Annotated in this window: 14 protein-coding genes and 1 pseudogene; 12 read left to right on the forward strand and 3 right to left on the reverse strand. The window is 64.2% G+C overall.

Annotation, left to right across the window (positions count from 1 at the left end; all coding sequences use genetic code 11):
• The 11 genes and pseudogenes from uraD to RMO23_RS07565 all read left to right on the forward strand — a co-directional run bounded on the left by uraD (window position 1) and on the right by RMO23_RS07565 (window position 14552).
• Complete coding sequence (gene uraD, locus RMO23_RS07515; RefSeq protein WP_309680056.1) at window positions 1-1779, forward strand: 2-oxo-4-hydroxy-4-carboxy-5-ureidoimidazoline decarboxylase; 1779 nt, start codon at window positions 1-3, stop codon at window positions 1777-1779.
• Entirely contained in the window at window positions 1776-3008 is a 1233-nt protein-coding gene (locus tag RMO23_RS07520) for an ArgE/DapE family deacylase (protein WP_309680058.1), read from the forward strand. The genes uraD and RMO23_RS07520 overlap by 4 nt, the downstream gene beginning before the upstream one ends.
• Before the next feature lie 148 nt (window positions 3009-3156).
• Window positions 3157-5460 carry an NADP-dependent malic enzyme gene (locus RMO23_RS07525; RefSeq protein ID WP_309680060.1) on the forward strand — a complete coding sequence of 768 codons (2304 nt, stop codon included), beginning with the start codon at window positions 3157-3159 and terminating at the stop codon, window positions 5458-5460.
• Between the two features lie 245 nt (window positions 5461-5705).
• On the forward strand, window positions 5706-7025 hold the full coding sequence (locus tag RMO23_RS07530; RefSeq protein WP_309680062.1) for a C4-dicarboxylate transporter DctA: 1320 nt from the start codon (window positions 5706-5708) through the stop codon (window positions 7023-7025).
• 29 nt (window positions 7026-7054) lie between these two features.
• Complete coding sequence (locus RMO23_RS07535) at window positions 7055-7753, forward strand: GntR family transcriptional regulator (RefSeq protein WP_309680063.1); 699 nt, start codon at window positions 7055-7057, stop codon at window positions 7751-7753.
• Window positions 7754-7856: 103 nt separating this feature from the next.
• Window positions 7857-9344: a nucleobase:cation symporter-2 family protein gene (locus RMO23_RS07540; protein ID WP_309680065.1), complete on the forward strand. Its 1488-nt coding sequence runs from the start codon at window positions 7857-7859 to the stop codon at window positions 9342-9344.
• Window positions 9345-9404: 60 nt separating this feature from the next.
• Window positions 9405-10439, forward strand: a complete 1035-nt coding sequence (locus RMO23_RS07545) for a BMP family protein (RefSeq protein ID WP_309680067.1) — start codon at window positions 9405-9407, stop codon at window positions 10437-10439.
• A gap of 261 nt (window positions 10440-10700) precedes the next feature.
• A complete protein-coding gene (locus RMO23_RS07550; protein WP_309680069.1) occupies window positions 10701-11216 on the forward strand; it encodes a hypothetical protein in 516 nt (171 codons plus the stop codon).
• Between the two features lie 133 nt (window positions 11217-11349).
• A pseudogene (locus RMO23_RS07555) lies at window positions 11350-12400 on the forward strand (NAD(P)-dependent alcohol dehydrogenase).
• A 258-nt stretch (window positions 12401-12658) separates the two neighbouring features.
• Window positions 12659-13168: a phasin family protein gene (locus tag RMO23_RS07560; protein ID WP_309680071.1), complete on the forward strand. Its 510-nt coding sequence runs from the start codon at window positions 12659-12661 to the stop codon at window positions 13166-13168.
• Window positions 13169-13256: 88 nt separating this feature from the next.
• Window positions 13257-14552, forward strand: coding sequence for an acetyl-CoA hydrolase/transferase C-terminal domain-containing protein (locus RMO23_RS07565; protein WP_309680073.1), 1296 nt, complete (start codon window positions 13257-13259; stop codon window positions 14550-14552).
• Between the two features lie 346 nt (window positions 14553-14898).
• Here the strand turns inward: RMO23_RS07565 and RMO23_RS07570 are convergent, their stop codons facing one another.
• Window positions 14899-15615 (reverse strand): glutathione S-transferase family protein, encoded by a 717-nt coding sequence (locus RMO23_RS07570; protein WP_309680074.1) that lies wholly within the window; start codon window positions 15613-15615, stop codon window positions 14899-14901.
• 103 nt (window positions 15616-15718) lie between these two features.
• Entirely contained in the window at window positions 15719-16060 is a 342-nt protein-coding gene (locus RMO23_RS07575; protein WP_309680076.1) for a hypothetical protein, read from the reverse strand.
• 308 nt (window positions 16061-16368) lie between these two features.
• On the opposite strand from RMO23_RS07575, the gene RMO23_RS07580 reads away from it, so the two are divergent.
• Complete coding sequence (locus RMO23_RS07580; protein ID WP_309680078.1) at window positions 16369-17298, forward strand: rhodanese-like domain-containing protein; 930 nt, start codon at window positions 16369-16371, stop codon at window positions 17296-17298.
• Between the two features lie 146 nt (window positions 17299-17444).
• On the opposite strand, the gene RMO23_RS07585 is transcribed toward RMO23_RS07580, so the two are convergent.
• Window positions 17445-22196: a peroxidase family protein gene (locus RMO23_RS07585; protein WP_309680080.1), complete on the reverse strand. Its 4752-nt coding sequence runs from the start codon at window positions 22194-22196 to the stop codon at window positions 17445-17447.
• Window positions 22197-22215: the final 19 nt, after the last annotated feature.

A 22215-nucleotide genomic window follows, 5' to 3' on the forward strand; every position in this document is an offset into this window, starting at 1 on the left:
ATGCCCCTTACGCTCCCCCAACTCAATGCGGCCGCGCTGGCCGAGGCGGCGCAGATGCTGGACGGCCTGTACGAGCATTCCCCCTGGATTGCCGAACAGGCGCTCAAGGCGCGCCCGTTTCGCTCACTGCCCCAGCTCAAGCACGCCATGGCCCAGGTGGTCGCGCAGGCGGACCGCGACGCACAGCTGGCGCTGATTCGGGCCCACCCCGAGCTTGCCGGCAAGGCCATGATGGCCAACTCGCTGACGGCCGAATCGAGCAATGAGCAGAACAAGGCCGGGCTGACCCATTGCACGCCCGAAGAGTTCGCAAAAATCCAGCAGCTCAACACCGCCTACAACGCCCGCTTCGGATTTCCGTTCGTGCTGGCGGTGCGCGGACCGCGCGGGCTGGGACTGAGCAAGGCCGAGATCATTGCCAGCTTTGAACGGCGACTCGACAACCATCCGGATTTTGAACGGGCCGAGTGCCTGCGCAACATCCACCGCATCGCCGAAATCCGGCTGGCGGACAAGTTCGGCCACACGCCCGAACTCGGCAACCTGATCTGGGACTGGTCGGAACGGCTGGCCCTGCACAGCGACCCCGGCTATGCCGAGCGCGGCGAGCTGACCGTGACCTACCTCACCGACGCGCACCGCGCCTGCGCGCAGCGCCTGTCGCACTGGATGCGCGAGGACTGCGGCTTTGACGAAGTGTCGATCGATGCGGTCGGCAATGTAGTCGGCGTCTACCACGGCAGCGACCCGGGCGCGAAGCGCCTGCTGACCGGCAGCCATTACGACACGGTGCGCAACGGCGGCAAGTATGACGGCCGCCTCGGCATCTTTGTGCCGATGGCCTGCGTGCGCGAACTGCACCGGCAGGGTCGGCGCCTGCCTTACGGTTTTGAAGTGGTCGGCTTCGCGGAAGAAGAAGGCCAGCGCTACAAGGCGGTGTTTCTCGGGTCGGGCGCGCTGACCGGCAACTTTGACATGGGCTGGCTGGAGCAAAAAGACGCCGACGGCGTGACGATGCGCGAAGCCATGGTGCATGCCGGGCTGTGCATTGACGATATCGCCAGGGTGCAGCGTGACGCCTCGAAATACCTCGGCTTTGTCGAGGTGCATATCGAACAGGGGCCGGTGCTGAACGAAATCGATCTGCCGCTGGGCATCGTAACCTCCATCAACGGCAGCGTGCGCTATGTCGGCGAAATCGTCGGCATGGCCAGCCACGCCGGCACCACGCCGATGGACAGGCGCCGCGACGCAGCCACCGCCGCCGCCGAACTGGCGCTCTACGTTGAAAAACGCGGCGGCAGCGTGCCGCATCTGGTGGCCACCGTCGGCATGCTGGAAGTGCCCAATGGATCGATCAACGTGGTGCCGGGGCGCTGCCGCTTCAGCCTGGACATTCGCGCCACCACCAACGAGGTGCGCGATGCCTGCGCCGCCGACGTGCGCGCCGAACTGCAGCGCATCTGCGAGAAGCGCGGCGTGCATTTCAGGCTGGAGGAAACCATGCGTGCCGCCGCCGCGCCCAGCGCGCCCGCCTGGCAGCAGCGCTGGGAGCGCGCCGTGGACGCGCTGGGCGTGCCGCTGTACCGCATGCCCAGTGGCGCCGGCCACGACGCCATGAAACTGCACGAAGTCATGCCGCAGGCCATGCTGTTTGTGCGCGGTGAAAACGCCGGCATCAGCCACAACCCGCTGGAAAGCACGACGAGCGACGACATGCAGTTGGCCGTCGAGGCCTTTCAGCAACTTCTTGACAACCTTGCTACGGAAACACCATGACCGACTACGACAAACTGGACAGCTGGATCGACGCCCACTTCGACGAGGAAGTGCGCTTTCTGCAAGAGCTGATTCGCGTCCCCACCGACACCCCGCCCGGCAACAATGCGCCGCACGCCGAACGCACGGCCGCACTGCTCAAGGAGTTTGGTTTTGAGGCCGAGCAGCATGCCGTGCCGCAGGCTGATGTCAAGGCCTATGGCATGGAATCGATCACCAACCTGATCGTGCGCCGCGCCTATTCAGAGCCGGGTGAAGGCATCACCATTGCACTCAACGCGCATGGCGATGTGGTGCCGCCCGGTGAAGGCTGGACCCAGAACCCGTATGGTGGCGAGATAGTGGACGGCAAGCTGTACGGCCGCGCCGCTGCCGTCAGCAAGTCCGACTTCGCCAGCTTTACCTTTGCGGTGCGCGCGCTGGAGTCCCTCAAGGCCAGGCTCAAGGGCAGCGTCGAATTGCACTTCACCTATGACGAGGAATTTGGCGGCGAAATGGGCCCAGGCTGGCTGCTGCGCAACCAGCTGACCCGGCCCGACCTGATGATTGCCGCCGGTTTCAGCTACGAGGTCGTCACGGCCCACAATGGCTGCCTGCAGATGGAAGTGACGGTCAACGGCAAGATGGCCCATGCCGCGATTCCCGATACCGGTATCGACGCGCTGCAGGGCGCCGTGCATATTCTCAATGCGCTCTATGCCCAAAACACGCGGTACAAGCAGGTGACCTCCAGGGTGGACGGCATCGAGCATCCCTATCTCAACGTCGGCCGTATCGAAGGCGGCACCAACACCAATGTGGTTCCCGGCAAGGTGGTGTTCAAGCTGGATCGCCGCATGATCCCGGAAGAAAACCCGGTCGAGGTCGAAGCCAGCATCCGCCAGGTGATTGCCGATGCGGCGGCCCAATGCACGGGCATCACGGTCGAGATCAAGCGACTGCTGCTGGCCAATTCGATGAAACCCTTGCCCGGCAACCAACCGCTGGTCGATGCCATCCAGAAACACGGTGAAGCGCTGTTTGGCCAGCCCATTCCCGCCATGGGAACGCCGCTGTACACCGACGTGCGCCTGTATGCCGAGGCCGGCATCCCCGGCGTGATCTACGGCGCCGGGCCGCGCAGCGTGCTGGAATCGCATGCCAAGCGGGCCGACGAACGGCTTGAACTGGAAGACCTGCGCCGCGCCACCAAGGTGGTGGCACGCACCCTGCGCGACCTGCTGGCCTGAGGCCGGCACCCCGCGAGGCAGTTCGCACCGGACTGCCTGCAGGGATGCCTGCAAAAAAAATACCTCCGCACCCCCCAACGGATGACAAAGAGGCGCGGCTTTGCGGTAGCCTCTTTTCCTGTAGCAACACCATGTACTGGAGACAACCATGACCACCCCCCTGTCCCCCGCCGAAGCGGCCCTGCGTGAGGCCGCCCGCGAATACCACCGCAGCCCGGTGCGCGGCAAGATATCGGTCACCCCGACCAAACCGCTGTCGAACCAGCGCGACCTGTCGCTGGCCTATTCGCCGGGCGTGGCCTACCCCTGCCTTGACATCGAGGCCGACCCCTCGCTGGCGGCCGAATACACCTCGCGTGGCAACCTGGTGGGCGTCATCACCAACGGCACGGCCGTCCTGGGCCTGGGCGACATCGGCCCGCTTGCAGCCAAGCCGGTGATGGAAGGCAAGGGCTGCCTGTTCAAGAAGTTCGCCGGCATCGATGTGTTTGACATCGAACTGGCCGAACGCGACCCGGACAAGCTGATTGACATCATCGCTGCCATGGAGCCCACGCTGGGCGGCATCAACCTCGAAGATATCAAGGCGCCCGAGTGTTTCTACATCGAGCGCAAGCTGCGCGAGCGCATGAACATTCCGGTGTTTCACGACGACCAGCACGGCACCGCCATCATCTCGTCGGCAGCCGTGCTCAACGGCCTGGAACTGGTCGGCAAGCGGATTGAAGAGGTCAAGGTCGCGGTCTCGGGCGCGGGCGCGGCGGCACTGGCCTGTCTGGACGTGATGGTGGGCTTGGGGGTGCGCCGCGAAAACGTCTATGTCTGCGACTCGAAAGGCGTGATCTACCATGGCCGCGCGGGCGGCTTCGACGAATCAAAGAGCCGCTATGCGCAGGAAACCTCCCTGCGTACGCTGGCCGATGCGGTCAACGGTGCCGACGTGTTTCTGGGCTGCTCGGCGCCGGGCGTGCTGACACAGGACATGGTCAAGACCATGGCTGCCAGCCCGATCATCCTGGCACTGGCCAACCCCGAGCCGGAGATCCGGCCCGAGCTGGCCAAGGCGGTGCGGCCGGACTGCATCATTGCCACCGGCCGCTCGGACTACCCGAACCAGGTCAACAACGTGCTGTGCTTTCCCTACATCTTTCGCGGCGCGCTCGATTGCGGCGCCACCAAGATCACCGAGGAAATGAAGCTGGCCTGCGTGCGCCAGATTGCCGATCTGACCAAGGCCGACATCAGCGAGGAAGTTGCCCGCGCCTACGTCGGGCAGGAGCTGGTGTTTGGCCCCGACTACATCATTCCAAAACCTTTTGATTCGCGCCTGATTCTGCGCATCGCCCCAGCGGTGGCGCAGGCCGCACAGGACTCCGGCGTGGCGACCCGCCCCATCACGGATATGGCCGCTTACCGGCAGGAACTGTCGCGTTTTGTCTACTCGACCGGCATGCTCATGCAACCGTTGTTCAATGCGGCGCGCACCGTGCCCAGCCCACAAAAGCGCGTGGCCTACGCCGAGGGCGAGGACGAGCGGGTGCTGCGCGCGGTGCAACTGGTGCTCGACGAAGGTCTGGCTCACCCGATCCTGATTGGTCGCCCCGCCGTGATCGAGGCCCGCATCGCCAAGGCCGGTTTGCGGCTTCGGCTTGGCCACGACGTGGAATGCGTCAATCCCGAGGACGACCCGCGCTTTCGCCAGTACTGGGAAACCTACCACCGGCTGCTGGGTCGGCAGGGCGTGACGCCCGACGCAGCCAAGGCGGCGGTGCGCCGCTCCACCACTACCATCGCCGCGCTGATGGTCAGACTCGGCGACGCCGATGCCATGCTGTGCGGCCTGGTGGGACGCTATGACGGCCACCTTGAACATGTGCGCGACATTATCGGCCTCAAAAAGGATGCTTTCGGCTTTGCCGCGCTGAATGCACTGATGCTGGACAAGCGAACCCTGTTCATCGCCGACACCTTCGTCAACGAGGACCCGAGCGCCGAGCAGCTGGCCAGCATTGCCCTGATGGCCGTCGATGAGGTGCGGCGCTTTGGCATTCCGCCCAAGGTGGCCTTTTTGTCGCACTCCAACTATGGCTCGTCCAACCGCGCGTCGGCGCGCAAGATGCGGCTGGCGCACGCGCTGTTCACCAAGATGGCGCCCGATGTGGAGTCCGACGGCGAACTGCATGGCGATGCAGCGCTGTCGGAAGAAGTGCGGCAGGCGTCCCTGATGGAAAGCAACCTCAGCGGGGAGGCCAACATCCTGATCTGCCCGAATCTGGATTCCGCCAACATCCTGTTTAACGTACTCAAGATGACCGGCGGCCAGGGGGTCACCGTCGGGCCGATTTTGCTCGGCACGGCCGCCTCGGCCCACATCCTGACCACCTCGGCCACCGTGCGGCGCGTCGTCAACATGACGGCACTGGCCGTGGCCAGCGCGGCAGCCAACCGCTAACGCGGCAACTCCTCGGCCCGGGCGCCCGCGCTGCAATGCAGTCCGGGCGCCCGTCTGCATTGCCCCGGCCCCCGGCGCAAATCAGGGCCATTACGCCGATCCAATCCGAACAGTTGTGACTTCAGGTCAGCAATAAAGTGGGGATAACCCTAGGCCTGATTGGCGGCTTATTGCCTACATTCGTTGTATGCAAGATTTGTATTTGAATCTTGTACCCAACCACTTTTTACTACAAGGAGACCGCGATGCCGAAGTTTTTCAAGTCATTGTTTGGCCAGGTACTGCTGGCCCTCGTCGTCGGCGTGATCGTCGGCTTTGTCTGGCCCGAAGCCGGCATCAAGCTCAAGCCGCTGGGCGATGGCTTCATCAAGCTGATCAAGATGATCATCCCGCTGCTGGTCTTCTGCGTCGTGGTGCACGGCATCGCCGGCGCCGGTGACCTCAAACGCGTGGGCCGGGTCGGCGTCAAGGCGCTGATTTACTTCGAGGTGGTCACCACCATCGCGCTGGCGCTTGGCCTGGCGCTGGCCTTCCTGTTCGAGCCCGGCGTGGGCATGAACGTCGACCCGAAGACGCTGGACGCCGCGGCCATGAGCGCCTACACCGACAACGCAAGCAAGCTCACCGGTGGTGGCACGGTCGAGTTTTTGATGAAGCTGATTCCCTCGACCGTGGGCAACGCCTTTGCCACCGGTGACGTGTTGCAGGTCCTGCTGTTCGCCATCCTGTTTGGTTGCGCGCTGTCACTGCTGGGCACGCGCGGCGCACCGGTGACCAACTTCATCGAGGCGCTGTCGCATGTGATCTTCAAGATCATGGGCATCCTGATCAAGCTGGCACCGCTGGGCGTGCTGGGCGCCATTGCTTTCACCGTGGGCAAATACGGTATTGGCTCGCTCAAACAGCTGGGCATGCTGGTGGCGCTGTTCTACGGCGCGGTGCTGATCTTCGTGTTCGTGATTCTCGGCGCCATCCTGCGCATGGCCGGCTTCAACATCTTCAAACTGCTCAAGTACCTGCGCGAAGAGCTGATGGTGGTGCTGGCCACCACCTCGTCGGACAGCGTGCTGCCCCAGGTCATGTCCAAGCTCAAGCGCATGGGCATTCGCGATTCCACCGTGGGCCTGGTGATTCCCACCGGCTACTCGTTCAACCTTGATGCCTTCTCGATCTACATCACGCTGGCCGCCGTGTTCATTGCGCAGGCGACCAACACAGCCATCTCCATGAGCCACCTGCTGACCATCCTGGCCGTGGCCCTGGTTACCTCCAAGGGCGCCCACGGCGTTCCGGGTTCGGCCATTGTGGTGCTCGCGGCTACGCTGCAGGCGATCCCCGAGATTCCCGCCATCGGCCTGGTGATGGTGCTGTCGGTGGACTGGTTCATGGGGATTGCGCGCGCCCTGGGCAACCTGATCGGCAACTGCGTGGCCACCGTGGTAGTCGCCGCCTGGGAGGGCGACATTGACCGTGAACGGGCCCACGCGGTGCTTGACGGACTGCCCGTGCCCGCCACCGAGGACGACTTCGACGCAGAAGTCGCGCCAGCACCCGTTCTGGCCTGATTTCCCAACACACTTTCGCAAGCAAACCCATGGCCAGCCAGTCCGAAATCGCCCAGCGCGTGGTCGAGTCCATCCTGTCCCAGCGGCTGGCCCCGGGCGCACGCCTGGGTGAACAGGATCTGGCCGACCTGTTCAACGTCAGCCGGACGCTGATTCGCGAGGCGCTGATGCAACTGCAGACGCGCGGTTTCGTCGAGGTCCGCTCGCGCCGCGGATGGTACGTGGTGGAGCCTTCGATGGAGGAGGCGCGAGACGCCTTTTCCGCGCGGCGCATCATCGAAGCCGGCATTCTCTCGGCGATGGGCGAGACCGAGCCTCACGGCAAGCCCTTGCAAACCGTGGTGCGCAAGCTGCGTCAGCACATCGCGCAGGAAGAGCAGGCGATTGAAGATGCCGACCCCGCGACCCGCGCTTTTTTGCTGGCCGACTTTCATGTCTGCCTGGCCGAATGCATGGGCCACCGCATGCTGTGCGATGTGCTGCGGGACCTGACCGCGCACACCACCCTGGTGGCCACGCTGTACCAGTCGCAGCATGACGCCAAGCAGTCCTGTGCCGAGCACTCCGACATCGTGGCGGCCCTGGAGTCGGGCGATTTTTCCTTGGCCAGGCAACGCATGCTGGCCCACATCGGGCATGTGGAGCAGGCCCTGAATCCCGGCGCCCCTCCCGTCCAGGACCGGCTGCGAACGGCGCTGATTCCCCTCGAAATAGTCAAGACTGCGTAATCCGGCCAGCGCGACGGACTCGGGTTTTCCACCATGCCAGAAGCCGCTCAAAGTGTATACAGTTCAGTGTACATTTTGTCCAAGTGCATGACCGGAGACACGCATGACCCAAACCGTCCACCCCGTAGATGAGCGGCTACCCGCCGGCAAGCTCACCGCCTTGGGCCTGCAGCATGTGCTGGTGATGTATGCCGGCGCCGTTGCGGTGCCGCTGATCGTGGGCCGCGCGCTCAAACTGAGCCCCGAGCAGGTCGCCACGCTGATTTCCGCCGACCTTTTTTGCTGCGGCCTGATCACCCTGATCCAGTCGCTGGGCGCCACCCAGTGGTTCGGCATCAAACTGCCGGTGATGATGGGGGTGACCTTCGCCTCGGTAGCGCCCATGGTGGCCATGGCCAACAGCAACCCGGGCACGGCCGGCGCCGGCCTGATCTTTGGCTCCATCATTGGCGCGGGCGTCATCTCCATCCTGATTGCGCCCATGGTCAGCCGCATGCTGCGTTTCTTCCCGCCCGTGGTCACCGGCACCATCATCGCCGTGATCGGCATCAGCCTGATGCGGGTCGGCATCAACTGGATTTTTGGCAACCCGGTCGGCCCGACCGCACCCAGCGTGGTCAGCCCCGAGCACGCCAAGTGGCTGGCCGACACCGCCGCCGCGGCCTCCTCGCCCGGTTCGTCGCTGCCGCCCCTGCCCAAGGGCCTGGCCCTGGTCCCCACCGTGCCCAACCCCAAATATGCCGACCTGACCGGCGTCGGCATTGCCTCGCTGGTGCTGGTGTCGATCCTGCTGATTGCCAAGTTTGCCCGCGGCTTTCTGGCCAACATTTCGGTGCTGCTTGGCATCGTCATCGGCGGTGTGGTGGCGGCCCTCATGGGCCTGATGACCTTTGAAAAAGTCGGCAAGGCCGCCTGGGTCGACATCGTGCTGCCTTTTGAAATCGCGGCCCCGGTGTTTGACCCTATTTTGATAGGCACCATGACGCTGGTGATGATTGTCGTGATGATTGAATCCACCGGCATGTTTCTGGCACTGAGCGACATGACGGGCCGCAAGATCGACCAGAAAGACCTGGCACGCGGCCTGCGTACCGACGGCCTCGGCACCCTGATAGGCGGCATTTTCAACACCTTCCCCTACACCAGCTTTTCGCAAAACGTGGGCCTGGTCGCCGTCACCGGCGTGAAAAGCCGCTTTGTCTGCGTCGCCGGCGGCGTGATCCTGATCGTGCTGGGCATTCTGCCCAAGATGGCGGCGCTGGTCGAGTCGCTGCCCACCGTGGTGCTGGGTGGCGCGGGCCTGGTGATGTTCGGCATGGTCGCCGCCACCGGCATCCGGATTCTGGCCGGCGTGGACTTCAAGACCAACCGCTTCAATTCGCTGGTCGTGGCTATTTCCATCGGTATCGGCATGATTCCGCTGATTGCCCCGAACTTCAAACAGTGGATGCCGCACGGCCTGCACCCGCTGATCGAGTCCGGCATCCTGCTGTCGTCCATCGCCGCCGTGCTGCTCAACCTGTATTTCAACGGCGCCAAGGAAGACACCGAGGCCACCATCCAGGCTGCCAGGCAGGCCGAAGCGCACTGAGGGCGCCAGCCTCTTTTTAATTGCCCCCCAAAATCTGACCGACCCTACACATTGACCGGCATGAACAACAATCATCTCTCCGACCCGACCCGCCGCCGATTCGCCTCGGGCCTGGCGGCTCTGTCCGTCGCTCCCTTCCTTGCCAGTTGCTCGACCGCGACACCATCGGCCAGGCCGCTGCGCGTGGGCGCACTTTTCGCCGGTCAGGTTGACGACCGCGGCTTCATGGAAGCCGGCTGGCGCGGCCTGGAACGCGCCCGCACCGAATTGGGCGTAACAACCACTTATATCGACGGCATTCAACCCAGAAAAGAACTGTTGGCGGCCGCGCTGGTCAAGCTGGCAGAGGCGGCGCCGGACCTGGTGGTGGCGCATGGCGGCCAAAACAACGAGGCCTGTGTTGAGGTTGCGACCCGGTTTCCCTCGGTACGGTTTGTCGTGACACAGGGCGCGGTCACGAGTGCAAACATGGCCAGCTATGACGTGCTGCAGGAAGAGTCGGCTTACCTGGGGGGCGTGCTTGCGGCGCTGACAACGCGCACAGGCGTCGTCGGCCACATGTCGGGCATCCGGGTGCGCCCGGGACTCAAGGGACGCGCTGCCTACGCGGCTGGCGTGCGCGACACCAACCCCAACGTGAAACTTCTGACCAACTTCTCGGGCAACCAGGACGACAACGCCTTGTCCAGGCGCATCGCCTCGGCTCAGATTGCCAACGGCGCCGATGTCATTTTCACCATGCTCAACGCTGGACGCAATGGCGTGACCGAGGCCTGCCGCGAAAAAGGCACGCGCCAGATTGGCAATGTCGTCGACTGGGTGCAGACCGATTCCAGGGTCTTTGTCGGCTCTGCCATTGCCGACGTCGGCATTGGTGTTTTTGAAGCGGTGCGTGACCTTCGGCAGCAATCCTTCCCCGCCGGGGCCATCCGGAAAGTTGGCCTGGCCAACCCGCAAGCCGTGCGGCTGTCGCTGGCAGCAGATGTATCCGCTGAGGTCAGGTCACGAATCGCCAGGGTTTCCGCGGACATCAGCAGCGGACTGATCAAAATGACCGAAACCTACGAGGGCCCCGAGTTCACCACGCCCGCCTAGCGACGAAGAGTACGCATTATTCATGGGCCAGTGGTGGTTTTTACCGTTGTTTAGGCCTCTAGCCCAATAACAACAAGCATATACTGCTATTAATTTTATAGCATAGCCAGTGCCGGTGGCTCGCAAAATCCGGCCCCATGAAAGCCCTGTCCTACAGTCGCAATCGGCAGGGGACACGGCCTGGCGGGAGTTTTTCCTTTCACGCGGGTGCCGCGCGGCGGGCCAGACTGCAGTCATAGAGTATCAAGCAAGGAGTTTGACATGATGCTGATGACCCCCCTGCGCAACGTGCTGCCTTACCAACGGATTCACCGCCTGGTTAAAAGCACGATCAAGGCCACCGCCTGCTGCGGCGTCGCCACCCTGCTGACGCTTGGCGCGGCGACCGCCCAGGTTCGTTCGGGCACCACCGGCATTGACGCCACCGGCAACGCCCAAAGCGAGTTGGCTGCCTGCATGAACGGCAGCACCCAGCAAAGCCAGGCGACCTGCATCACCGAGGTCAGAAACGCCAATGCCGCCAAACGCGCGGGCCAGCTCGACAACTCGGGCGGCCGGTTTGGCGCCAATGCCATGAAGCGCTGCGACGTGTTCAGCGGCGAGGACCTGATTGCCTGCCAGGCGCGCATCGTCGGCTACGGCCAGACCCAGGGCAGCGTGGCCGGTGGCGGCGTGGTGCGCCAGGTCGAGACCGTGGTCGTGCCGGCAGACGGCAGCGCAGTGCGCGTTCAACCGCAAACCAACAGCAACCTGGTGGTGATTCCCGCACCACAGTGACGGTTTTGCCAGGCGCTCCGCCGGGGTCTGAGGTAGTCACCGGATGGATGGCCAGCAAAAGTGGGCCGCTTGCGGCCCACTTTCTTTTTTGAAAAGCGCTAGCATGGGCAACACTCCGCCCGCAGGAATCCCCATGCCCCAAGTCCAGGCTTACGCCGCTACCTCGCCCAGCAGCCCGCTGGCGCCCTTCACATTCGAACGCCGCACCCCTGGCGCGCTTGATGTCGCGCTGGACATTCTTTACTGCGGCGTCTGCCACTCCGACCTGCACACGGCACGCAATGAGTGGCACAACACGCTCTACCCCTCGGTGCCCGGCCACGAAATTGTCGGCCGCGTCAGCCAGGTCGGCGAGCTGGTCACCCGCTTCAAGGTGGGCGACCTGGTCGGCGTGGGCTGCATGGTCGACAGCTGCCAGCATTGCCAGCCCTGCGCCGACGGCCTGGAGCAGTACTGCGACAACGGCTTTACCGGCACCTACAACGGCCCCGAACAGGGCACGGGCGCCAACACCTTTGGCGGCTATTCGAGCCACCTGGTGGTGCGCGAATCATTTGTGCTGCGCATTTCGCACCCCGAGGCCGAGCTGGCCGGCGTGGCACCCCTTGCTGTGCGCCGGCATCACCAGCTATTCACCGCTACGCCAGTGGCAGGTCGGGCCCGGCCACAAGGTCGGCATCGTCGGCCTGGGCGGACTCGGCCACATGGGCGTGAAGATTGCCGCCGCCATGGGCGCGCATGTGGTGCTGTTCACCACCAGCGCCGGCAAGCGCGATGACGCGCTGCGCCTGGGCGCCAGGGAAGTGGTGGTGTCAAAAAACGCCGATGAAATGACCGCGCATGCCGCCAGCCTGGACTTCATCCTCAACACTGTCGCCGCGCCGCATGACCTGGACCCGTTTTTGGCCTTGCTCAAGCTCGACGGCACCATGACCCTGGTCGGCGCGCCCGCCAGCCCGCACCCCTCGCCCAGCGTGTTCAGGCTGATCATGAAACGCCGGCACCTGGCCGGCTCGCTGATTGGCGGCATTCGCGAAACCCAGGAAATGCTTGATTTTTGCGCCCGGCACCGCATCGTGTCAGACATCGAATCGATCCGCATGGACCAGATCGAGACGGCGTATGCGCGCATGCTGAAAAACGACGTCAAGTACCGCTTCGTGGTGGACATGGCCACGCTGTAGCCCGCCACGCCGCACCCTTTGGCCCGACAACTGCGTCTGTTTGTAAGAACATCGGCAAGCTGTGGGCCGCGCCGCGCCGGCTGGCCCATGGTACGGGCAGCTCACTGGCCGGACCACATGCATCAGGTTACAAACCGGCGCGGGAGCACACCTAGAATCTGACCCCCGCCACACAAAACACCCCAGGTCGGCAAGAGCTATCGCCAGGCGGACCTCGATTGAATACCCCCCAGTAACCCAGTAACTCAGGAGAGCGACATGAGCCCTACCGCCGAACAACTTGCCAAGACCGGCAAGGCCAACGTGAAAGCGCTGGAAGGCATGACCAGCCACGCGATAGACGGATTCCACCGGCTGGTGGAATTGAACCTGGCCGCCGCCAAGGCGACCGTGTTTGAAAGCCTCAGCCAGGCCCAGGCCATGCTGGGCGCCAAGGACCCGCAGCAATTGCTGGCCCTGCAGACCAGCCTGTTCCAGCCCATGCTGATGAAGTATGTGTCCTACCGCAGCCAGGCCTACACCATCGCCGCCGAAACCGGTGCCGACATCGTCAAGTCGTGCGGCGCCGTGATTGACAGCGTTGAAAAAAGCATGCCCGCCACCGAACCGATGGCGGTGATGTTCATGAACGCCGTCAGCGCCAGTCAGATGGCCATAGAAACCGCCCAGGGCACCGCCAAAAAGGCGCTGGAGATGGTGGAAGCCAACCTGGAGGCCGCCAACCATCACGGTGACCCTGGCACGACGACCGCATCCAGAAAGCGCTGAAAACGCTGAAAAACGCTGACAGCAGCACCCGCTCTTGACCCTATGATCAGCCATCAGGCGCCTGTACGGCGCCGCAGGGGAAAAGAGCATGTCGATTCAGGCGCTGTACCTTCAAAAACGCATGGCCGCTCTGGATGCGGTGCGCCAGGTGCGCAATGGTGACTTCATCATCGTGCCCACCGGTGTCGGCGAGCCGCCGGCGCTCTTGAGCGCGCTGTCGGAGCAGCGCCGCGATTTTGAGGGCGTGAAGGTGGCGCAGATCCTGGCGATGCGCAAATACGCCTACATCGACCCGGAGACGGTAAATCACATCCGCCACGTCGCCTTCTTTTACGGTGCGGCCACCCGCGCCGGCGGCCAGGCGGGCTGGATCGATTTCATTCCCGGCTACTTCTCGGAAATACCGGGCCAGATCGAACGCGGGCAGATTCCCGCCGACGTCGTCTTCAGCATGGCCTCGACCATGGACGCCCACGGCTATTTTTCCATCAGCCTGGGTACCGACTACACCCTGGCCGCCATCGCCAAGGCCAGGGCCGTGGTGCTGGAGGTCAACCCCAACGTGCCCTTTGCCTATGGAAACTGCCATGTGCATGTCTCGCAGGTCGCGGCCCTGGTCGAAAGCAGCGAGCCGGTGCTCGAAGTCGGGCTGCCCAAGATAGGCCCGGTGCAGGAGGCCATCGGCAAGTACGTTGCCGACATGATCGACGACGGTTCGACCCTGCAAATCGGCTACGGCGGCATCCCCGACGCCGTCGTCATGCAACTCACGCACAAGCACGACCTGGGCATTCACACCGAGATGATTGGCGACGGCATTTTGACGCTGGTGGAGAGCGGCGCTGTCACGAACCGGCGCAAGAACTATCTGCCCGGAAAAATGGTGGCCACCTTTGCGCTCGGCTCCGGCAAGCTCTACCGCTTCATGGACCGCAACCCGGCGCTGGAAATCCACCCGGTGGACTTCACCAACGACCCCGCGCTGGCGGGCCAGAACGACAAGCTGATCGCCATCAACGCCACCCTGCAGATCGACCTGCTCGGGCAGTGCGGCTCCGAAAGCCTGGGCTTTTCGCCGTATTCGGGCACCGGCGGCCAGTCCGACTTCGTGCGCGCCGCCAACCGCTCGCGCGGCGGCAAGGCCTTCATCGTCCTGCCCTCGACCGCCAAAAACGACAGCATTTCACGCATAGTCCCCGTGCTCAGCCCCGGCACCCACGTCAGCACCAGCAAGAACGACATCAACTACGTCGTCACCGAGTACGGCGTGGCCCAGTTGCGCGGAAAGTCGGCGGGGCAGCGCGCGCGGGAGCTGATAGGCATTGCGCATCCGGATTTTCGGGCGGAGCTGACTGGGGAGGCCAGGCGGATGAAGATTCTTTGAGGTGCTGGCGGTGGATTCAATGCATAAAAACCCCGCCACAACCGGCAAAAAATCTCGCGCAGCCTCTGAAAACCCGTTTTAGGAATAGAACAGGCCTCTAGCCCAATAAACGCGTGCGCATGCAGCTATTAAAGTAATAGCATCTGCAACCACGCGTCCGGGTCATCACGCATGCAGCGCCGCTATGGCTTTGGGCTTGGACGCCACAATTTTGAGCAAGGCCCGGGCTGGCCCGGTGGGGCGGGTGCGAGGTTGTTCCCCGTTTTGCAGGGAGAGCCAAGTTCATGCCAATCCATTTGGCAAACTGGCTTGCGGCCCTGCGCACCTGCCTGGCCAAGAGCCGCAATCACACAGCGGCGTCCGGGTAATACCGGCTGCGCATGCGCTGGCAATAGGCCGGCAGTGGTGCAAACGTCAGGGCATGCTGTTTCAGCGCCGATTCGACAGGGGGCCCGATCAGGTTGGCTAAAAACGCATAAGCCGTGGCGTCGAGCGAGCAGGGCTCGTTGCCCATGAAGTAGGGTTTGTCGCCCAGAAAGTCTGACAGCGCCGTGATGTCGCGTTGGCCGATGGCGTGGATCTCGGCTTCGCTGTGCCGGCCCATGCCGTGGCCGTGCATCTGCTTCAGCAGCCCGCGCCGCGCCAGCGTGGGCACCAACCATTTCAAGGGCAGCGGCATTTTGGCAAAAAAAGCGACCCGGGTTTGCGCCCAGCCTGCGGGCTCTGCCCAGCGGGTGTGAAGCAAGGCCCAATACAGGTTTTCTTCGATCAGGCGCTGAAACGCCAGCGCGACCGCCTGTTGCTCGGCACTGAGCCAGCCATCAAGGCGGTCGCCATAAGCCAGCTTCAGGTGCTCAATGATGAGTGTCGAGTCGGCAAAGGTTTTGCCGCCGTCCTCGATGTAGGGCATCTTGCCTTTGGGGGCCTTGCCCAGGTCGCGCAGATTGACCGGCGGCGCCTCGAACGGCAAGCCGGCCATGCGCAGCCAGGTTTCCAGTTTCATGCAAAAAGGGCTGGCGTTGGGCAGGCCAAAGGCAGGCTCGTACTGGTATAGCGTGATCATGGCGGGCGTTCTGGTTTAGCGATCGGCGGTTTATACCGGCAGCGGCGTGGCCTACCCGAACCCGCACATGGCCCCAACCCTTCAGCACACACGCGAACGCGCCCTACTCTTCGCCTTCCTCGTCATCGGGCTCGTCCGCCGCCAGGTCATGCACGTCGGCCACCGCGTCGAGATCATCGGAAGTGTCATCCAGTACCGATTCGTCTTCTTCCCCCTCGATATGGTCGGGCAGGATGTCGGCGTCGGACGGGTCCATGCCGGCGCCGACCGAGGCGCGTTCGCCGGTGCCCACGGCGTCACTGTCGCTGTCCATTTCGTCGTCGCCGTAGGCGCCCTGGGCATCGCTGCCGCTGTCGGAGTTGTCGCTGGGGCCGAGTGCGTTGGTGTCCTTGCCCCGGACGTGTCCGGGAAGGTGCTGGCCGCCGAGAATGCTGCTGGTTGCCATGATGATCCTTGGTGAGATATGACTTTATGCCTTCTTCGGTTTGCAGGCAAATCGGGCGCATTGGCACCCTTGTGCGAGGGTCATCGCAGCGGGCCGGCGATGAAGCATCTACTATCAAATTGATAGCTATCCATGCACGTACTACCTGGGCTAGCGGCCTGATTTATCATAAATTTGGCGCTGGTTCTGCATTCCTGACCGGGTGGGCGCCGCCTCGCCCGCGCCCCGCGTGAGAAAATCCACCCCTGACCCTCTCTTTCAAGGCTCGGGCATCGCCTCAGCGCTGATCCCTGCCCCAACGCCATCCCGTGCCCCACTTTCGCGACGACCTCCCGCGCTGGCAACAGCTCATCACGCCCCGCTGGCTGGCCTGCCTGCTGGCGGGCCAGGCGGTGCGCGCTGCACCGGCCAGCCACTGGTGTCTGCTCGAGGTGGACTGCGGCGCGCCCGAGGCGTTTGGGCGCAGCCACATCCCCGGCGCCGCCTATCTGGACACGCAGCGGCTGGAAGACGGACGGTTCTGGAACAAGGTGGACGACGCGGCGCTGCTGCGGCTGCTGCTGGGCCTGGGCATTCGCCACGACACCACGGTCATTTTGTATGGCCGCAACATGACGGCGGCGGCGCGCGCCGCGCACCTGATGCTGTATGCCGGGGTCACGGACGTGCGTTTGCTTGATGGCGGCTTCGCGGCCTGGCGGCGCGCCGGCCTGCCGTGCGCGCACGGCGCGCCGCGGCACTACCCGCCCGTGACCCGCTTTGGCGCCGTTTTTCCGGGCTGCCCGCATTACCTGGTCAACGCCCACCAGGCCAAGGCGCTGCTGCGGCAGGCCGATGGCGCGCTGGCCAGCATCCGGACCTGGGATGAATTTAGCGGCAAGACCTCGGGCTACCGCTACATCCTGGCTAAAGGCGACATTCCCGGCGCGCGCTGGGGCCGGGCCGGCCAGGGCACCGATGTGAACAACATGAGTGACTTCCATAGCCCCGATGGCACGATGAAGCCGGCCGAAGAAATCAGCCGGTTCTGGCGCGATGAGGGCCTGCACCCCGGCCTGCAGACGGCGTTTTATTGCGGCACCGGCTGGCGCGCTTCGGTGGCTTTTTTCTATGCGTGGCTGATGGGCTGGGAGCGCATCAGTGTCTATGACGGTGGCTGGTACGAGTGGAGCCACGAAGCGCATGCAGCGGTCACGCATGGGCTCGGAAACGGGCAAATCACAAACCCCGTGCTTTAACCCACGCCGGGCCCGCGGACCCGCGCCGGGGTCCGGCCTGGCGCGATAGGCCCTTGCCGAAAAAAAGGCCCCGCCCATGCGGGCGAGGCCTTGGTTCGCTGCCGTGGCTAGTGCAAGACAGCAGCGCACGAGCGCCTTGTGTCTGGCTAGAGCATGAAGCTTCCAGCAACCAGCGTGGGCGTGCCCACCAGGGCAATCTGGAAGTCAGGCAGCAAGTCCCCGCCCACGTTGCCTTCGATCACCGTTTGCCCCGCAACGACGCTGTAGCGCAACTGTCCGGCGGCAGAGAATCCCAGCGTACCGATGAACGAAAAAGCATCGTTGCCCACTACGTTCAGGTTGGCATCGATTCCACCGAGATTGATCAGGTCACCCGTGGCGAAGTCGATGATGGTGTCGCGCCCAAGCCCCACCACCGAATCGCCCGTCGCGTTGAAGGTGAACCGGTCGGCGCCGGCGCCGCCTGTCAGGCTGTCAGTGCCCGCCCCACCCACCAGGATGTCGTTGCCCAAGCCCCCGTTGAGGCTGTCGTTGCCGGCTGCGCCGTTCAGGGTGTTGGCGCCGCTGTTGCCGATCAGCGTGTTGGCCAGTCCATTGCCGGTGCCGTTGATGGCCGTGGCGCCGGTCAGCGTCAGGTTCTCCAGATTGGCGCCCAGCGTCCAACTGGCCGAGCTCTGCACCAGATCGGTCCCCGCCGCCGCGCCCTCGATCAACAGGTCGAGGGTGTTGTCAACCACATAGGTGTCGTTGCCGATGCCGCCCATCAGGATGTCGAGGCCGGCGCCGCCATTGAGGGTGTCGTTGCCCGCGTCGCCATTGAGGATGTCGACGCCGGCATCGCCGTTGAGGGTGTCGTTGCCCAGACCGCCATTGAGCGTGTCGGTGCCGGTGCCCCCATTGAGGATGTCGTTGCCGGCGCCCCCACTTAGCGTGTCGAGGCCGGCGCCGCCACTGAGTGTGTTGGCTGCAGCATTACCCGTCAGCACGTTGTTCCCGGCGTTGCCGGTGCCATTGATGATCGCAGCGCCGGTCAGCGTCAGGTTCTCGACATTGGCGCCCAGCGTCCAGGTGATAGCGCTTTGCACCGTGTCGGTGCCCGAGCCCACGCCCCCCGCCTCGATCGTCACGTCGCCAAGGTTGTCAACGACATAGCTATCGTCGCCAGCGCCGCCCGTCATGCTGTCGGCGCCCGCGCCGCCGTTCAGCGTGTCATTGCCCGCGCCACCGCTCAGCGTATTGGCTAAAGCGTTACCGGTCAGCACGTTGTTCAGGCCGTTGCCGGTGCCGCTGACCGCGGCGCCGGTCAGCGTCAGGTTCTCGACATTGGCGCCCAGCGTCCAGTTGATAGCGCTTTGCACCGTGTCGGTACCGGACCCCACGGCCCCCGTCTCTATCGTCGCGTCGCCAAGGTTGTCAACAACATAGGTGTCGTTGCCGGCACCGCCCGTCATGTTGTCGGCACCGGTGCCGCCATTGAGCGTGTCGTTGCCATCACCGCCGTCCAGCACATCGTTGCCGCCCAGCCCGATGAGGATGTCGTTGCCGGCGAGGCCGATGAGGGTGTCCTCCTCGTTTGTCCCCGTCAGCGTATCCGGACCCGCCGTGCCGATCCGGGTCACGCCCGGCACATTCGTGACAGTGACCGCGATCGCCTGGGTGTCGACGGCGCTGCCGTCGGAGACCTGCACGATGACGTCGTAGACGTTGTTGGGGCCGGCATCCGTCGGTGCCTCGAAATCGGGCGCCGTCACGAAACTGAGTGCGTGTGTCGTGGCATTGAGTGTGAACCTCGCGGCGTCGGCCCCGCCCACGATGCTGTAGGTCAGCGGATCCAGGTCAGCGTCGGTCGCCGTCACCGTGGTGACCGCGGCCGTGTTCTCGGCAATCGACACCGCGGCGGTCGGGGCGCCGGCAAGCGAGGTGATGACCGGTGGCCGGTTGGCCGGTGCGACCGCTGCGGTTGGCGCCGAGAAAACCTGTTCCAGCACGCCATTGGCGTCCTTGTAGACGGCCCGCACACGCAGCGAGAACCCCAGCTCGGCGGCGCCGGGCGTGAAGCTCGGGCCGTGCGCGCGCTCGGCCGCTCCGGCGCTGACGCTGACAATGTCTTCAAAAACGCCCGTGCCCAGATCGACCTGCCAGAAGTAGGCGACGGGCCCGGAGATCGCGCCGGTCGGGTTGGTGACCAGCACAATGTTGTTCGCATCTGTCACCCCGTTCGCCGAAACGCTCAGGGTGTCGCCGACCCGCAGGGGGCTGGCGGGGGTGCTGTCGGTGACCGTCAGCGCGCCGACAGGCGCGGTGTTCACGCCGCCCAGGACGAGCGCTTGATCGGCGAACTGCAGCCGCTCGATATGCGCGAGATGGTCGGTGCCGTCGTTGCCGGCGTTGTCGGTCACGGTGGTCACCCCGCCGACGGTCGTGATCGTGTAATCCGCCCGGTTGCCGGCGAACACCGCGGTGTCGAAGTCAGGGCCAGCCGCCGTCAATATCTCGCGCACGATCTGCAGCTGGCCGGGGTTCCAGGTCCCGTTGAGCATGTTTCGCTGCAGCGTCAGGTTGGTCATGCTGTCGAACGAGGCGATCTCGCCGCCGGTCGGGCCGTTCGCGTCGTGCCCGGCACGCACGCTGATGCGCACATTGAGCCAGTTGTCGCCGTCGATGAGGTCGTCACCGCCGCGGCCCTGGATCATGTCGCTGCCAGCGCCGCCCAGGATGATGTTGCCGCCATCGAAGAAGGTCACGGGTGCCAAGGCCGTCCCCCCAAGCATGCTGTTGAGGAAGCCCTGCATGTTGTTGATGAGGGCGACATTGGTCAGCACGCTGCCCATGGCGCCCGCGAGGCGCAAGGAGACCGCGTCGGAATCATCGCCATTGAGCACATCAGCCGCCGCCGATCCCGAAAGGCCTTCCACGATGTCGAACCGGGCAAGCGGCGTGGCCGAACTCGGCATCACCGGCTGGTCGAAGAAGATATTGCTGATGTCGATGTAGACGCCGCTCGGGTTGTCCTTGAAGTCGGCCCAGTCATAGCCGGAGCCGCCTATGTAGCGGTCACCGAAGCCGGTCTTGCCGATCATGATGTCGTCGCCGCCCTCGGCGTTGAACTTGTCGTTCTCGCCGTCGCCGATGAAGACGTCGTTGCCGACGATCCGGTCGTTGCCGAGCGGGTCGAAGTTGTCGCCAGGCGCGCCGTCGGAGGTGCCTTTTTCGATCCAGTCATCGCCCTCGTTGCCCATGTCCTGCTCGTTGGCCTTGCTGCCCAGGATAAAGTCATTGCCCTGGCCGCCTATGGCTTCCGAGGCGTCTTCGCCGGTAATGATGAAGTCGCTGCCGAAGCCGCCAATGATCAGGTTGATGCCGTTGCCGCCCTGGATCACGTCGTTGCCGTCGCCGCCCTGGATGTTGTCGTCACCGCCCAGGTCGGTGATGATGTCGTCGCCGGCGCCGCCGCGCAGCTGGTCATTGCCGTAGCCGCCGTCGATGCGGTCATTGCCTTCGTCGCCCCAGACCGTGTCGTCGCCGATGCTGGAGATGAGGATGTCATTGCCGGCGGTGCCGCCCAGCACAACATGGTCTTCGCCGGTGTACTGCAGGTAATCCGTGTCAGCACCGACGGTGTTCGGGTTGTTCCGTATCACCAGCGGCGTGAGTGGCGTTCCGCCGAGAGGGTCTTGACGAGGCGTCGCGACGTTGTCGGCGCTCTCATCAATCAGCGTCAGCGGATTGTCAAACAGGATGCCGTCCGCACCCGGAAGATTGGCCACGTTCGCGTTGAACTGCCGGGTCAAATCAAGTTCGAGCGTGAAGGTCGGCGTCGTGAAGACGACGCCGGGCAGGTGCGTCACATTGGTGTTCGCCATGATCAGTTTGGCGAAGGAATTGCTTTCCAGCTCGGCATTGAAGGCCAGGCCGGCCGTGCGCTCCAGGTAATAGAAACGGTCGCCATCCTGCAGCTTTTCGAGCTGGTTCTCGAACACGAAGTTGAAGGTGGTACCGAGCATGCCGCCAAAGGGCATTTTTTCCTCGGCCAGGCCGCCAATCCACAGGTCGATGGCGTCAACACCAGTGGTTGTCACTCCGCTTGCCAGGCTGGCATAGGTGCCGGTCGAGTTCAGGAAGTCGAGGCGGTCGGCCGGCGCGCCGGCGCCGCCGAGAACCAGCAGGGTCGCCGCTGCCCGCTGGGCCGCCAGCGTCGTGGCGCTGGTGATAGAGGCATGCGTGCCATAGGCCGCAATGAAGTTGATCAGCGATTCCGGGTGCTTCAGGTGCTGCACCAGGTCGGCCCAGCTGGTGTAGGGCTTGAGGTTGCTGTCGCCAGTCTGGCCGTAGATGTCACGGCGCACGGCGTTCAGGGACGGAATGCCGGCATCGCGGCCGCGCGCGAGGTTGAGCGCGGCAAGGTCGAGCGGCAGGCCGACCAGGTTGTTGCGCAGGGCCTCCGTCACGAACTCATCGATCTCGTTGCCCACCTGGCGGGTCAGACCGCGGATGATGGCGCCGGTGGCCTGCTCTGGCGTGGGGCCGCTGGCAACGTAGGCCAGCGGGTTCAGGAAAGCCGCGATCAGGCCGGTCTGTTGATCGCCCACTTCAGTCGGATTGCCGTCGCCGACGACGTTGAAGCCGGGGTCGAAGCGGTCCACCGTCTCGGTCAGCATCGAGTGGCCGAAGCGGTAGACGGTATGCGCGAACTCGGCGACGATTGAAGGATCGAGATCGGCGTCATAGACCTGGGTCGGCGCGAAGAACAGGTCGACGTTGGGCTGCACGGTGCGCGCAAACTCCTCGAACACCAGATGCTGGTACTGCATTTCGGTGCCGAACTTCGCGGTCTGGAACAGCCGTTCGCCGTTCCATTCACCTTCCTGGATGCCATCCGCCAAATTCGCGCCAGCCACCACCCATTCCTGTGCGAAG

It is taken from the genome of Polaromonas sp. (assembly GCF_031411155.1).
GTDB lineage: Bacteria > Pseudomonadota > Gammaproteobacteria > Burkholderiales > Burkholderiaceae_C > Polaromonas.

Bases quoted from the DNA above. Each gene is read 5' to 3' on its own strand.
- RMO23_RS07520 (WP_309680058.1), top strand. From the start codon at position 1,776: ATGACCGACTACGACAAACTGGACAGCTGGATCGACGCCCACTTCGAC.
- RMO23_RS07530 (WP_309680062.1), top strand. From the start codon at position 5,706: ATGCCGAAGTTTTTCAAGTCATTGTTTGGCCAGGTACTGCTGGCCCTC.
- RMO23_RS07550 (WP_309680069.1), top strand. From the start codon at position 10,701: ATGATGCTGATGACCCCCCTGCGCAACGTGCTGCCTTACCAACGGATT.
- RMO23_RS07545 (WP_309680067.1), top strand. From the start codon at position 9,405: ATGAACAACAATCATCTCTCCGACCCGACCCGCCGCCGATTCGCCTCG.
- RMO23_RS07575 (WP_309680076.1), bottom strand. From the start codon at position 16,060: ATGGCAACCAGCAGCATTCTCGGCGGCCAGCACCTTCCCGGACACGTC.
- RMO23_RS07540 (WP_309680065.1), top strand. From the start codon at position 7,857: ATGACCCAAACCGTCCACCCCGTAGATGAGCGGCTACCCGCCGGCAAG.
- RMO23_RS07560 (WP_309680071.1), top strand. From the start codon at position 12,659: ATGAGCCCTACCGCCGAACAACTTGCCAAGACCGGCAAGGCCAACGTG.
- RMO23_RS07565 (WP_309680073.1), top strand. From the start codon at position 13,257: ATGTCGATTCAGGCGCTGTACCTTCAAAAACGCATGGCCGCTCTGGAT.
- uraD (WP_309680056.1), top strand. From the start codon at position 1: ATGCCCCTTACGCTCCCCCAACTCAATGCGGCCGCGCTGGCCGAGGCG.
- RMO23_RS07525 (WP_309680060.1), top strand. From the start codon at position 3,157: ATGACCACCCCCCTGTCCCCCGCCGAAGCGGCCCTGCGTGAGGCCGCC.
- RMO23_RS07570 (WP_309680074.1), bottom strand. From the start codon at position 15,615: ATGATCACGCTATACCAGTACGAGCCTGCCTTTGGCCTGCCCAACGCC.
- RMO23_RS07535 (WP_309680063.1), top strand. From the start codon at position 7,055: ATGGCCAGCCAGTCCGAAATCGCCCAGCGCGTGGTCGAGTCCATCCTG.